The organism is Cryobacterium sp. TMT4-31 (assembly GCF_004403385.1).
Lineage (GTDB): Bacteria > Actinomycetota > Actinomycetes > Actinomycetales > Microbacteriaceae > Cryobacterium > Cryobacterium zongtaii.
Genome location: NZ_SOGI01000006.1, coordinates 90,472 through 103,150, shown reverse-complemented (window position 1 = coordinate 103,150; position 12,679 = coordinate 90,472). Strand labels below are relative to the sequence as shown.

The 12,679-nt window shown below is 60.7% G+C and carries 11 protein-coding genes; 2 read left to right on the top strand and 9 right to left on the bottom strand.

Annotation, left to right across the window (positions count from 1 at the left end):
* Positions 1 to 11 precede the first annotated feature (11 nt).
* Together E3T19_RS00885 and E3T19_RS00880 are read right to left on the bottom strand one after the other, a co-directional pair.
* The gene (locus tag E3T19_RS00885; RefSeq protein WP_166788754.1) at positions 12 to 473 is read right to left on the bottom strand and encodes an SRPBCC domain-containing protein; all 462 of its coding nucleotides are present in this window, start codon (positions 471 to 473) and stop codon (positions 12 to 14) included.
* 486 nt (positions 474 to 959) lie between these two features.
* Positions 960 to 1,502, bottom strand: coding sequence for a hypothetical protein (locus E3T19_RS00880; RefSeq protein WP_134407836.1), 543 nt, complete (start codon positions 1,500 to 1,502; stop codon positions 960 to 962).
* Between the two features lie 94 nt (positions 1,503 to 1,596).
* On the opposite strand from E3T19_RS00880, the gene E3T19_RS00875 reads away from it, so the two are divergent.
* Positions 1,597 to 2,820: a hypothetical protein gene (locus E3T19_RS00875; RefSeq protein WP_166788753.1), complete on the top strand. Its 1,224-nt coding sequence runs from the start codon at positions 1,597 to 1,599 to the stop codon at positions 2,818 to 2,820.
* Between the two features lie 147 nt (positions 2,821 to 2,967).
* Here E3T19_RS00875 and E3T19_RS00870 read toward each other — a convergent pair whose 3' ends face one another.
* Positions 2,968 to 3,912, bottom strand: a complete 945-nt coding sequence (locus tag E3T19_RS00870) for a hypothetical protein (protein ID WP_134407834.1) — start codon at positions 3,910 to 3,912, stop codon at positions 2,968 to 2,970.
* Between the two features lie 52 nt (positions 3,913 to 3,964).
* Positions 3,965 to 4,468: an ImmA/IrrE family metallo-endopeptidase gene (locus E3T19_RS00865; RefSeq protein WP_134407833.1), complete on the bottom strand. Its 504-nt coding sequence runs from the start codon at positions 4,466 to 4,468 to the stop codon at positions 3,965 to 3,967.
* Positions 4,469 to 4,924: 456 nt separating this feature from the next.
* Here E3T19_RS00865 and E3T19_RS00860 point away from each other — a divergent pair, with 456 nt between their 5' ends.
* Positions 4,925 to 5,215 carry a hypothetical protein gene (locus E3T19_RS00860; protein ID WP_134407832.1) on the top strand — a complete coding sequence of 97 codons (291 nt, stop codon included), beginning with the start codon at positions 4,925 to 4,927 and terminating at the stop codon, positions 5,213 to 5,215.
* A gap of 128 nt (positions 5,216 to 5,343) precedes the next feature.
* On the opposite strand, the gene E3T19_RS00855 is transcribed toward E3T19_RS00860, so the two are convergent.
* The 5 genes from E3T19_RS00855 to E3T19_RS00835 form a co-directional block, all read right to left on the bottom strand.
* Positions 5,344 to 5,559, bottom strand: a complete 216-nt coding sequence (locus E3T19_RS00855; RefSeq protein ID WP_134407831.1) for a hypothetical protein — start codon at positions 5,557 to 5,559, stop codon at positions 5,344 to 5,346.
* 46 nt (positions 5,560 to 5,605) lie between these two features.
* Positions 5,606 to 6,178: a hypothetical protein gene (locus tag E3T19_RS00850; protein ID WP_134407830.1), complete on the bottom strand. Its 573-nt coding sequence runs from the start codon at positions 6,176 to 6,178 to the stop codon at positions 5,606 to 5,608.
* Complete coding sequence (locus tag E3T19_RS00845) at positions 6,178 to 9,255, bottom strand: type I restriction endonuclease subunit R (RefSeq protein ID WP_134407829.1); 3,078 nt, start codon at positions 9,253 to 9,255, stop codon at positions 6,178 to 6,180. Before E3T19_RS00845 ends, E3T19_RS00850 begins: the two co-directional genes overlap by 1 nt.
* Positions 9,255 to 10,325 (bottom strand): restriction endonuclease subunit S, encoded by a 1,071-nt coding sequence (locus tag E3T19_RS00840; RefSeq protein ID WP_166788752.1) that lies wholly within the window; start codon positions 10,323 to 10,325, stop codon positions 9,255 to 9,257. Before E3T19_RS00840 ends, E3T19_RS00845 begins: the two co-directional genes overlap by 1 nt.
* Before the next feature lie 134 nt (positions 10,326 to 10,459).
* On the bottom strand, positions 10,460 to 12,439 hold the full coding sequence (locus E3T19_RS00835; protein WP_134407827.1) for a class I SAM-dependent DNA methyltransferase: 1,980 nt from the start codon (positions 12,437 to 12,439) through the stop codon (positions 10,460 to 10,462).
* Between the last annotated feature and the right edge of the window lie 240 nt (positions 12,440 to 12,679).

Sequence of the window (12,679 nt, the reverse complement as noted above, 5' to 3'; positions counted from 1 at the left end):
GTGATCGTGAACTACTGGGCAACATCCTCGAGGAGGATCGCGAGCTCGTCGAGTTCGACGTCCCAGCCCTCTCGGTTCTGCTCGAGACGTTCGCGACGGTAGCGGGTACCGCCGGGGAGCGTATCGAAGCCCGATTCGATCACCGTGACATCCGTCCCGGTACCAGCATCGGCGATGGTGAAGCGCACGTGCGTCGAGTACTCGTCGAGCTTTTCGGCGGGGATTCCGGACCAACGGAAGCCGAACGAGTCGTCGGGCACCACCTCGGTGATTTCGATCGGGAAGCTGCCGTAGTCATCCCAGTCGATGCTGCCGGTAGCGCCGGGCTCGAGCGCGGCGAACATCACAGCGTCTCCGAACCACTGGACCATCACCTCGGGGTCGGTCAGCGCCATCCAGACGCGCGCGCGCGAAGCCTCGATGTGGACGGTGCGGGTCACGGTGTGGCCCTTGATTCTTGCGTGATCAGACACGGTGTTTCCTTCACGTTCGAGCTGAGCGCGACGGGACATTGCCCGCCGAGCGGCGCGTGAACCAGTTCCGCAAACGCGCCTCATCGAGCGTACCCATGATTGCGAACCTGTTCACGGGCGAGAGAACCGCGCGAGCTCGATCAGTTGTGGGATTTCCGTGGGGTGTGACCGCGTCCGGGGACAAAAAAACCCCGTGATCACAAGGATCAACGGGGTTTTTCGTGGCGGGTTGTTCCTATAACTCACAGGCCGTTAGATCAGTGGGCAGTTATCCGGCACTTTCGCGCACATCCTCTGCGCTTGGCCGATTAATCCTCTCCGGTCCAGCCTGCACGGTTATTTTGGGTCTGCGCTCGGGCGCTGAGGCAAGTGGCTCTTTAGGGTCTAGCGGACCGGCCACCGCATTGATTCGGTTGTTTCAGCCACGACGGATTAGAGGCGGGCACGGTTTCACTAGCGGTGGCCTGTACCGACCGACCTACGGATCTACCGCAACCGCGCGCGGGCAGCGTCTCGCACCCTGGGGTTCGGGTCATCCGCAATGATCTCGAGGAGGATGTCACCTCCTGCCGCCTCCCGCACATACTGCAGTCGTTTGTCGGCACCGCGCAGCCCGATCAAGGAGAGCAGCTCGGGAGCGCCCCCTGGACCGCTCGGAGTCCAGTACGGTCGCGCGCCGAAGATCGGCAGGCTGTTGTCGACACCGTACGCCTGCAGCCACTGGCGTGCCATGACCGCGGGCATGCCGCCCATATCGGCCAGGTGCATTGCGACTTTGCGACTATTCTCCTTGGCAACCAGATCCTCGCCGTCAGTCAAGTCCTTCGGCGAGGGCTTGGACTGTGACAGCCCGGCGCCGCCAATGAGCAAACCGAGCGCCACTAAACCCCAAAGTACTCCTGCGCCGAGGCTGTTCTGCCCCCAGGCGACAATGCCAACAATCAGCGCGGCGATACCGAATACCCCACCGAAGAATGATCGCATGACGCTCATTGAAGCACACAGGATGGTCTGAGCGTGGATGGTCACAGATCCCGGTCAACTACGCGACCACACCGGGAGCACTTGGAAAGCGGGAAGCCGCTCCGCACTCCAGACGCGACAGCGACCTAAGCTCAACGGTATGAACCCGGGCCCTCCCTCTGCCAGCGCTCCCCATCCCGATAACGCGCTTGTCACAGCGCTCGTGGCAGCGGTCAAACAGCTCAACCGAACCCTCCTCCGAGACTTTGCCGGCCCGATTGGCGACGTCCCTGACTCATCGCCAACGTTCCGGCCTTCCGGTGCGCTCGCCGACGTGTCGGAGCTTGCAGAGGTTGTGCTCCGGGCCGCCGGCGGGATTGCCGATCCTTGGTTCGAGAAGACGCGTTGGTCAGTATCCTTCTCCTTCGACGGTGTCCCCTGCCGAATGCGACATACAAAGCTTGGAGTCCGTATCGATATGCACTCCGCGGAGGGCGTCGACACCGACGAGCTAGGCGCGAAAATCGACGACAGATTGACGAAGGCAGTCCATTTTCTCAATAGCAAGGTCGTGGCTCCTGCAATTGCGGCGCAGATCGACAGAGGCGCGGCGAGTGTCCAAAACCAGTACGCGCGCTACCGAGGAATGGTTGACTACTTCTCCAGCAAACTCGACGTTGCACTCGTCGCGCACACTCAAGGACTTACCGATTCCCCGACTACGCGCACCGGAGGTGGAAGCGCCGAATCCGCGATCGACTTCATTCAGAGCCTCATGGTCGCGGGTCGACGGGCCCAGCGACGCGAACACGAAATCGCCTACCTGGCCACCGCACTTGTCGCCGGCTATTTCTCCTACTTACAGCATGTCCTTATTCTGCTGAGTGGATTCTCGCCAAGAGCGCTCGAACCGGAATTCCGGTTGGTTGACCTGCTTGGCTCACGGTGGGCAGATCAATTCTCCATCGCATACAACGACGTTACCGAGCCAGAGACCAATCAAGTTCTCGCCGCTTTGAAGAGCCTCGCCAACGACTACCGCAACCCCTTATTGCACGGCAGCCGCCCCGAGGACGGCATCGTGGCCGAATGGGCCCCTGGCCGATTCAGCCTTGTCACGCGCGAAGGCCGACTCAGCGGTGACCACTACCTGTGGAGATCGGGGTTGGCCTTGGGGGATGCGCACGTGATCCTGGGAACGATTGGAAAAGTGGACTCCTTCCTGAACAAGCATCCGTATTGGGGCTGGGTCACAAGCGGCCTCCCTGTCCCGTTCGACCGGAGATCCGTCGCCCGTGCAATTCACGAAGCCGAGAACGGCCACGCCGGCCACTTCACGGACGTCACCAATGATGCATACGATCATTTCGTAAATATGGACTGACTTGTCCAAGGGCGGCCGAGCGCATGACCTCGGCAGGAGGTGTGCCCACTTTGAGCCGTAAAATTGGCATCGGCCTACCGACTACGTCTCTCCCTGGGGCGTGGCATTGATCTCGCCCAGCTTCACGGCTCGAGTGCGGGCAACTCCCTACCCGAGTGGCGCGCTGCTGGCCTCCAACGAAGTTCCCGGCTCGTTTTGAGGCACTTGGCTCTCGGCGCCCTCAAGCGAGAGTTCCACCTGGCGAAGAGCTCCCATCGCATCGATCGGCTCAGCGCGGAATGACTCCTGGCTGGAGTCGGGGAGGTACAGTGCAAAGGGCCAGTGCTGATCTGCACTGCACGCACGACAGACGTCGATGATCCCCATCGCCTCAAGAGGCTTCCCGTTAAGTTTCCCCATCGCGATGTTCACCGAGTCGTGGTGCTCTCGATCTACAGCGAAGACGGGGTACTCGCGGCTCTGCCAGACTCCCTTGAGGACGTGGGCGCCGCGGAAAACGAAGTCGGCAATGGTCTGAAGAGAGCTACCGGCCTTTGAGGCGTCAGCGTGGTGCGCCGCCAGCGCCATCGCCCACGCCACCTCGATGGATACCGTGAAGTAACGTCGCGACGCCAGTCCGTTAATCCTGAATCCCGTGTCGATGCTGGGCCCGAAATAGTCGTACATAAATGCAGTGTCCGAGCGCCGACCCTTGAGAGCTTTGTCGTTGAGGACCACGACTGCGGCATCCGACGCCTCCGTGCCCGGTTTCCTCGGAATAGTTGACTCGCTGTCCGGCCCTGGGAATGTTGCGATGAATGCCCCACCCTTCAGTGCCAGGTTCGCATCCTCAAGAACCTGGTCCTCATATTTCTTGACGGCGTCTAACCAGATACGAACGGCCCTACCTACGGCTTGCTCGTCCCTGACCTCGACCTCAAATATCAGTTCGTCGCCGATCGCTTTCCAGAGATGAAATTCCGTGCTCAACCCATCCTGAGCACTCTGCTGGCGCTCCGCATCATTCACGAACTGCGGAAACTCGCGATAAAAACTCAGAAATACTTTCTGCCAACCGGGCTTTGTCTGCTTGAAATGGGTCGATCCAACCAAGTCACAAGAGAGGAAAAGCTTTGACTTGTCGTTACTTCGTCGGGGCACCAAATTAGATACCTAAGACCTGCGCACGAACTTCGGCGGCCTTAGGCGATACGCCAAAAACGTTGGCCACTGCCCACCAGTCGGACCCATGGACGGCATGTGACGCCTTGAACTTGTCCGCAGGCATCAAGAGGGACGCAGCAAAGAAATTGGCTTGAGTCTCCGCTTTGTTGCGGGTGCCCCGCCCGAAGGTCCTGGGACCCTCGAAGGCTGGCTGCAGGTAATGCAAGAAGTAGTGCCCGAGTTCATGAGCCATAGTGAAGCGGTCGCGCCGATCGGATGTCATCGGGGGAAGGTGGACCGTGAAGTCGCCCCTTGTCCGAACGCTAAGTGCTTCACCGGCGTACACCGACGGAGACACGTCGACATGGCCGCCGAGAATCCCGATCAGCCGCTTCAAATCCGCTTGTCCAGTCTCTGAGTAGATACCGTGGTGCGTCCCTACGCGCTCGGCGTACTCGGAGATCGCACGATTCGAGAGAGGTGACTCAATCAGTACGTCGCTCATTATTCTCTCCTACCCCTGGTTACCTATTCTACGCTGCAGAGATCTCACCGATGGCGCCCTCGCATGCCACGAATCTCCACACGCCCAACATATCTAGCACCTGTGACATACCCAAGAGCGGCGGTCGCTTCGCCGATAACAGCCCATATGTCACCAGCCCCGACCCCGTCGAGGGGTCCGCGGGCACACAGACGGGCACCGCCCCGGGTACTGCGATCGCTTGCGCAACCGTAATTGTCTTTTTCGGGACACCTCCGCGATGGCGGAGAAAGTGGGGCGGCGCCCGGAATCGAGCGTAGCCGAGAGGCTCCGCGCCCCGGTCCGTCCTGCTCCCCCAGTCCGGGGCGCGTACTGCTCCCGGCCTGGCAGACCACACGCCCCAGGGGCAACGGGTAGGCGGAGAGCCTGGGCTGTGACCGCGCTTGGATCCGTCGATTCGTACGTTAGCCTGCACTTATGGGGCGACGACGCGGTGGGCTTGGGGCTGGCATCGTCGGCGCCGGCGTGTTGCTCAATGCAGCGTCGAACCTGCCGAAGAGAGCGCATCATCGGTGGATGGTTCCTCTATTTCGGCTGTCCGGTTGGAGCTTCGTGGCGGCGATGGTCGCATTCTTTGCCTTTGCTGTCGTCTCCGCCATCGAACCCCACTTCGGATTGCCGGTCCTCTACGTCATGGTTTGGTGCGCAGTCCTCAGCTTCTTTTTTCTCTGGGGCGCCCTGATCGCCGCGCTGAGCCCTCCCAAGTAACGTGTCGCTCCAGGCTCGTCAGGCTGGACACTAGGGCGTCGAGGCTCCCCCGCATTATGAGCAGTTAAGCCGGCTTTGCGTCGACCTCAGCGTCGCGGCGGCCAACGGCGGCCGCCTGAGAGATCGGCCTAGCCCTGCTCCACTGTCCAACCTCGATCAGCCGCCAGCACAGTCAGGTAGACGCGACGGATCTTCCAGAGGCCGTTCGCCTTGGCCGGTTCCTGCCACGCGCCCTCTGGGTCCAGGTCGCCATCAGCTTTCATCCCCCGGAGCGTGGCACGAAAGTGCTTGGCCGATTTGCCGACGATTTCTGCTGCCTCAGCCGCGGTGAGTTCATTCTTCATACCGGAAGCTTGTCATGCCGCCCCATTGCTTTGTCCTGACTGACTTCTACTTGACAGTTGTCCAGAGGGCTTTCAGCCCTTGGAAGAGTAGGACGACCAGCCCAATCGCTGTTCCCTCTGCGAAGCCTTCCTTTGCCCGTGACAGAGAACGGCGGCGGCGGCGCTCGCGCGGCACCTTGAATTGTGCCTGGGGTGGATGCAACTCCAATTCCGTCAGGAACCACTCATCCGGGACCGCTCCCTGACCCCACTCGACGAGCTTGCTCGCCACCTGCACGCCTATGTCGCGTGATCCGCGATCCGATGTCGCAGCCATCATGAGTTGCGCTTGGGACATCGTCCACTGTGCGACCGGCGATTCCTCATTCGGTAGCTCATGTCGCAGTCTCAGCACGGCGAGGGCGTAGTCGAGCTCCGGATTTGCGAACATCCTGATAAACACAGGCTTCTGTTGCCATCGAACGGCGCTCTCCATTGTTTGGAGCACGCGTGAGATTGCGTCGTGGGTGGCGGCCTTACGCGCCTCTTCGGCACGACGCCGACTTTCAACAGTGAATATGACGAGGGACACGACCACCGCTACAGCACTGATCGCCGCAGCAACCGCCGTCCAGTCCACTAGGCAGCGTCCTTGCAATCCCGGTACAGCGCCCGCCCGATCAGTTCAATAATCTTCGCGAGCTTCACATCACTGTTCAGCGCCTCCGCCACCATGGACTCGAAATTCGAGCCCGACGTGACGATCGCGTTGGTGACAGTGCTGCCCAGGTCGGGGCTGGACAGGAACTGTTGCTCGGTGTTCGCGGCGATCTGGGTGGTGATCTTTGCGTTCTCACCAGCCTTGCCCTTGACGTGAGCGTAGAAGCCCATCATGTCGGCAGCCGTCAGCCCGTCGCCGTCGAACAGTTGGTTGAGCTGGTTGACCGCCTCGAACAGCCGGGCGAGCACGGGATCCACGGGTTTCTTCGACCCAGACGCCGTCATCGGATCCAGCACGCCGTCATCGAGGCTGATGCTCTGCGTCTCGTGCTTCTTGATGCCGTAGCCGATCAGCTCGACGCCGGCCAGGTCGATCGGGCTGCGCCGGTTATCCTCCCGGATCACGCGTGCGAGCGCCCGGTAGTAGATTGCGTGCTTCTCCACCGACGTGTCTTCGTAGTTGATGATCTGCGACAAGAAGTCGTAGGCATTGACGAACGCAGTCAGGTCCCCACGAAAGAGGTCCAACCGATCCACCTCGACGCCGTCACCATCGAGAAGGGCCACGTCGTAGCGCTTGTTGAAGCGTTCCTTGCCCGGTGCTACGGCTGCTGTGAGGGCGTTATTGCCTTTCTTGAACACCTCAACGGATGCCGCGGCGTCGACCTCGTATTCTTCGTAAATGTGCATGGCATCGAGCTTGTCCTTGATGTCGTGCACAATGTTCGGGTCGGACACCGCGGACAGCTTCGCCTCCTTGAAGTACGGGTCGAAGGACTCGCGGATGACCTCGGGATCATTCACGAAGTCGAGCACGAACGTGGTGTCCTTGCCCTTGGCCATCCGGTTCAACCGCGACAGAGTCTGCACGGCGGTAACGCCCGAGAGCTTCTTGTCGACGTACATGGCCACGAGCAGCGGCTGGTCGAACCCGGTCTGGAACTTGTTGGCCACGAGCATGACCTGGAAGGAGTCGGTCTTGAACGCCTCCGGCAGCGACCGGCCCTTGAGCCCGGGATTCATGTTGATCTCCGTGAACGCGTCGGGGCTCAATGCCTCGTCCAGCACTTCCCCGGAGAAGGCGACGAGGGCGCGGACGTCCACGTGGCCCGTGCGTTTCAGGTACTCGTCGAAGGCGAGCTTGTAGCGCACGGCCTCCTTGCGGGAGCCGGTGACGACCATCGCCTTGGCCTTGCCGTTCAGCCGCCAGCCGACGTTCTCGCGGAAGTGCTCGATGATGAGCGCAGCCTTCTGGGTGATATTGAACTCGTGCAGCCGCACCCACTGCATAAGCTCCTTCACCGCCTGTGTCTTTTCGACCAGCGGGCCCTCGGAATCGTACTCCTGGCCGTTGTGGGCCAGCTTGAACGCGACCTTGTACGGGGTGTAGTTGCGCAACACGTCGAGGATAAATCCTTCCTCGATGGCCTGCTGCATCGTGTACAGGTGGAACGCCTGCGGCAGCTCCCCACCCTCAGGAACACGGCCGAACAGTTCCAGGGTCTTCGCCTTCGGCGTGGCCGTGTATGCGAAATAGGAGATGTTCGACGCGTTCGCACGGTTCTCCATGTCGGCCGCGAGCAGCGCCTCCATGTCGATTTCACCGCCGTCAGCGAGATCCTTGAGCTCCTCAGAGTTCAGAACGGACTTCACCTTGTTCGACGTGGTGCCAGTCTGCGAGGAATGGGCCTCGTCCGCGATGATCGCGAAGTTGCGGCCGGCGAGGGTGCCCTCGAGTTTGGCCAGTTCGGCCATCGCGAATGGGAACGTCTGGATGGTGACAACGATAATCTGTGCGCCCGTGGTGAGCGCCTCCGCGAGCCTGGACGACTTCGACCCGGCAGCCTTTCCGTCGATGCCGACGACCACGCCGGTCTTTGCGTCGATCTGCTTGATCGCATCCTGCAGCTGGGTGTCAAGCACGGTGCGGTCGGTGACCACGATCACCGAGTTGAACACCTTGCTGCCATCAGCCCGGTGCAGAGTCGACAGCTGATGCGCAGTCCACGCGATCGAGTTCGTCTTGCCCGACCCGGCCGAGTGCTGGATCAGATACCGGTGTCCCGGCCCCTCGGCCTTGGCGGCTTCGATGAGCTTCGTCACCGACTCCCATTGCTGGAACCGAGGGAACAACAACGTTTCCGTCTTCTCGACTACCCCGGTCACCGGGTCGATGGTCTTCTCCACCTGCAGGTGCATGAATTGGCCCAGGATTCCCAGCCACGCATCCTTCTGGAACACCCGCTCCCACAGGTACGCCGTCGCCGACCCGTTCGGGTTCATCGGGTTGCCGGCCTTGCCGTCGTTGCCCTTGTTGAACGGCAGGAAGAACGTGTCCTGACCGCGTAAATGCGTGGTCATGAATACTTCGGAGTTCGACACCGCGAAGTGCACGAGCGCCCGGTGGCCGAACGAGAGAAGCGGTTCCCCCTTGGGATTCCGATCCGTGCGGTATTGCGCGATCGCGTCCTGCGCGCTCTGCGTGAAGTCCGTCTTCAGCTCCAGGGTGGCCACCGGCAGGCCGTTGACGAAGAAGACCAGGTCGATGCTCTTCTTGTTCACGGTGGAGTAGAACACCTGCCGCATCACCCGCAGGCGCATCTTGCCGTAGTCAGCGGTCGTCTTCGGGTTTAACCCGTCCGCTGGTTTGAACTGCGCCATGCGCAAGGACACCGGCGTGAACTTGAACCCCCGCCGCAGCACCGACAGAGTTCCACCCTGCACCCCACCCACGCTATCGAACGGCGCGTCGAGCGACTTCACCAGCCGGTCGAGCAGCACATCGCGCGACTTCTGCTGAACCGATGCCGCGTCCGCCGGCTTCACAACCTTCGCCAACGCGTCGGGCTGAGTGTCGGTCAGCCACCCGAACACATCCGCCGGGAATAGGGCCCGATCCTTGTCATACCCGGTGCTAGTCGGCGAGTACTCCCACCCCTGCGACTCCAAATACAAAGCCAGTTCCTCTTCGAATGGCTTCTCGTTGTGCTGCCCCATCAGAGCCCCCTCACATCAATCTTCCCCGTGACCGCCGCACTGATCAGAGCTTGTCGGCGCTCCATGAGAACTTCGGCCATCTGACGCGCCTTGACGCTCAAGGCCACGAATTCCTGGCGAGCCTCAACGAACCTCTTCAGTACGGCCTTTTGCTCATCAAGTGGCGGAAGCGCCAACCGAGCCTCTCGAACCACTGCCGTATTGAGTCGCGATCTCGTTGAGCCCCTACTAAGGACTCGAAACTGCTCACGCAATTGCGGCGACGAAAGCATCCACGCGAGGAACTCCGGAACCAGGACAGAGGTTGGGCGGACTCTGTAACAGTCGGCTTTCACGATCGCCGGCCCGAGACCAAGGGGAACAATGGTGGCTCTTCCCAGCGGCATTTTTTCGTCGCCAAGGCCAGCAACGAGCACGTCACCCGCAACAACCGCATGGTTTCCCAGCTGTGCGGCATATTCCAGTGGGATGAAAGCTTCGTCGACACTCTTGAACTCAAACACGCCTATGTTGCCCAAACGAATGACACGAGCGCCAGAGTCGGAGTAGTGGGCCGACGTGAGGGACGACCCGAATGGTCCATCAACAATTGAAGACACGACGCGACGAAGCTGAACTATCGGACACTCGCGCTCGAGGCCTGCCACCAGACCCGACCATTGGGCGTCTAGCCGCTCGGTCAGTGCCTCGACCAGTCGCTCCTGCTTGGCGATGAGCGCGTCAATCTGCCCGGTCTCCCGATCCAGATACTCCGCAATCTGCCCCTGCTCAATTGGGCGGGGGATGTATGCGTCAACGGTTCGCAGCGCGCTAAATGGAACTTCCGTCGTGCGGACACCAGAATTCCCCCCCGCCCCAATGCCACGTTCGCGTCGGATAAGTTCTCCTGTGAAGTGCGATGACTTCATGAGGTACATGATATAATGCGGATTTGTTCCAGGACAGGGCCGCATCACCTCGTAGTGGTAGGTGACTAAACCATCTTCAGCTGCGACCCCCATCGCTCCGGAGCGAATACTCATCTTGTTGAATACGATGTCGCCTCGGCGGCAGACCTTGTAGGCGTCCAATGAATCAGCCCGAGGTGGCCGATTCATCAGCTCACTTTGGCGGAGAACTCCTCTGGTTTGAGAAACAGACAAGAGCGGCAAGTCAATTCCTGGGCATCGCTCGTCTACCCTCCGAACGGCCGAACCGAAGCGTGTCACTTACTTTCAACCTCCGCCAGCAGCACCGTGATCTCCTGCACGAGCGTGTTGAGGTCCGCGTCGATGTCTGCGAGGGGGCGTGGCGGTACGTATTTGTAGAAGTGTCGGGTGAACGGGATTTCGTAGCCGATTTTGTCCTTGGTGCGGTCGACCCAGAAGTGCTCTACGTGTGGGGCGACTTCTCTTGCAATGTAGGCGTCGATGTCCTCGGTGAGTGGCACGTTTTCCGTGTCACGAAGGTTGGTGTCGGGAACCGGCTTGCCTTTGCTGTCGGTGACTACCGGCGCGGTCTCGTCTCGTTCGGAGAGTCCCGCGATGAGGGCCTTCAACTGCGGCGCGGTAAGGGTGACGCCGGCACCGGCTAGAGCCTTCTTGATGCGGGTGGTGAAGACGGCGGCATCCGTCGTGGGCTCCCGAGCTGTGCTGAGATCCAGGAGTGCGAGCTCGACCGGCTCGGCCACTGCGGCGAGGTTCTTGGCTACGAGGGCGAGCTCCAAGCGTTCCGGGGTCACTTCCCAGTTGAATTGCTGGGGCCGTTCGACGGTGATGGTGGTGTAGCCGAAGTCGTCAATCGCGAAGATCTTTGAGGCGTCAGTATTCATCGCTTCTGCGTCTTCGCCGTTGGTGCCGTAGAGCTGGACGATGTGTTCGATTTGTTCGGGATTGATGAGGCGGCGTTTGGAGCCAAGACTCTTACGCATTTTGACCCACTGGTCAGTGGCATCGATGAGCTGCACCTTGCCTTTGCGACTGGTGGGTTTGTCGTTGTCGAGAATCCAGATGTACGTGGCGATGCCGGTGTTGTAGAACAGGTCGGTGGGCATGGCGATGATGGCGTCGAGGAGGTCATTCTCGATGACGTACTTGCGGATGTTGGACTCGCCGGAGCCGGCACCGCCGGTGAAGAGCGGGCTGCCGTTGAGGACGATGCCGACCCGGCCGCCGCCTTCGGCTTTCGGGCGCATCTTCTTCACCAGGTGCAGGAGGAAGAGCAGCGAACCATCGGAGACGCGCGGGAGACCCGGTCCGAAGCGGCCGTCAAATCCGCGCTGGTCGTATTCCTTCTGAACGAACGCCTGCTGTTTCTTCCACTCGACACCGAAGGGCGGGTTACTGATTCCGTAGTCGAAGGTCTTCCCGAGGTGGCCGTCGTCGGTGAGGGTGTCTCCCCAGATGATGTTGTCGATCGCCTGGCCTTTGATGACCATGTCAGCTTTAGCGATAGCGAAGGACTCGGCGTTCAGCTCCTGACCGACAAGGGTGAGAGACGCTTGCGGGTAGTGGTCACGCACGTAGTCGTCGGCGACGCTGAGCATCCCGCCTGTTCCCGCGGTGGGGTCGTAGACGGTGCGGACCGCGCCAGGCACGCTGAGTGACTTGCTGGGGTCTTCATCGGGGTGCTCGGTGAAGAGAAGGCTGACGATCAGGCGCACGACCTCGCGCGGGGTGAAGTGCTCTCCCGCAGTTTCGTTGGAAGACTCAGCGAATCTGCGGATGAGTTCCTCGAAGATGAGGCCCATCTCGGTGTTGCTGACTCGGTCGGGGTGCAGGTCGACGCCAGCGAACTTCTGGACGACGAGGTAGAGCAGACCGTTCTCATCGAGCTTGGCGATCTGGGCCGGGAAGTCATACCGGTCGAAAATGTCCCGCACGTTGGTGGAGAAGCCGTCAATGTAGTTGAGGAGGTTCGCGCGCACGTTTGCTGGATCGCCAGTGAGCTTCTCGAAGCTATACAGGCTGGTGTTGTAGAAGGCGTGCTCGGAAACCGCCGGGAGAAGCTTCTCAAGCGGGATATTGCCGTTCTTCCGCTTCTCGTACTCAGTAAGAACGGCATCCTTCGTAGGATCCAGCACGGCGTCGAGGCGACGCAGGATCGTAAAGGGAAGAACGATTTTGCCGTAATCGGATTGCTTGTAGGTGCCACGCAGCAGGTTCGCGATCGACCAGATGAATGCCCCGTTGTTGTTCTCGGCCATGTGGCGCGTACTTCCCCTCGTATTACCTGTTGCTCAGCCTATTGGCGAGGGGCGACAGCGGCGCGCGCTGATGCGCACCGGAAATCCGTCGTGAGTCGTCGCCGGCGCTAGGATCTCGACGCCGTGTATCGGCCGGTGGTCACTTTCAATCACGTCGACTCATCGCGGTGGACTGCTATCGATCCCACTTGGCACGGTCATTTCGCGCAGCGGTGATGACCACATCGATCTTCCCCGCCC

Coding starts and splice junctions, on each gene's coding strand:
- E3T19_RS00875 (WP_166788753.1), top strand. CDS start 1,597: ATGAACCCGGGCCCTCCCTCTGCCAGCGCTCCCCATCCCGATAACGCG.
- E3T19_RS00865 (WP_134407833.1), bottom strand. CDS start 4,468: ATGAGCGACGTACTGATTGAGTCACCTCTCTCGAATCGTGCGATCTCC.
- E3T19_RS00860 (WP_134407832.1), top strand. CDS start 4,925: ATGGGGCGACGACGCGGTGGGCTTGGGGCTGGCATCGTCGGCGCCGGC.
- E3T19_RS00855 (WP_134407831.1), bottom strand. CDS start 5,559: ATGAAGAATGAACTCACCGCGGCTGAGGCAGCAGAAATCGTCGGCAAA.
- E3T19_RS00845 (WP_134407829.1), bottom strand. CDS start 9,255: ATGGGGCAGCACAACGAGAAGCCATTCGAAGAGGAACTGGCTTTGTAT.
- E3T19_RS00835 (WP_134407827.1), bottom strand. CDS start 12,439: ATGGCCGAGAACAACAACGGGGCATTCATCTGGTCGATCGCGAACCTG.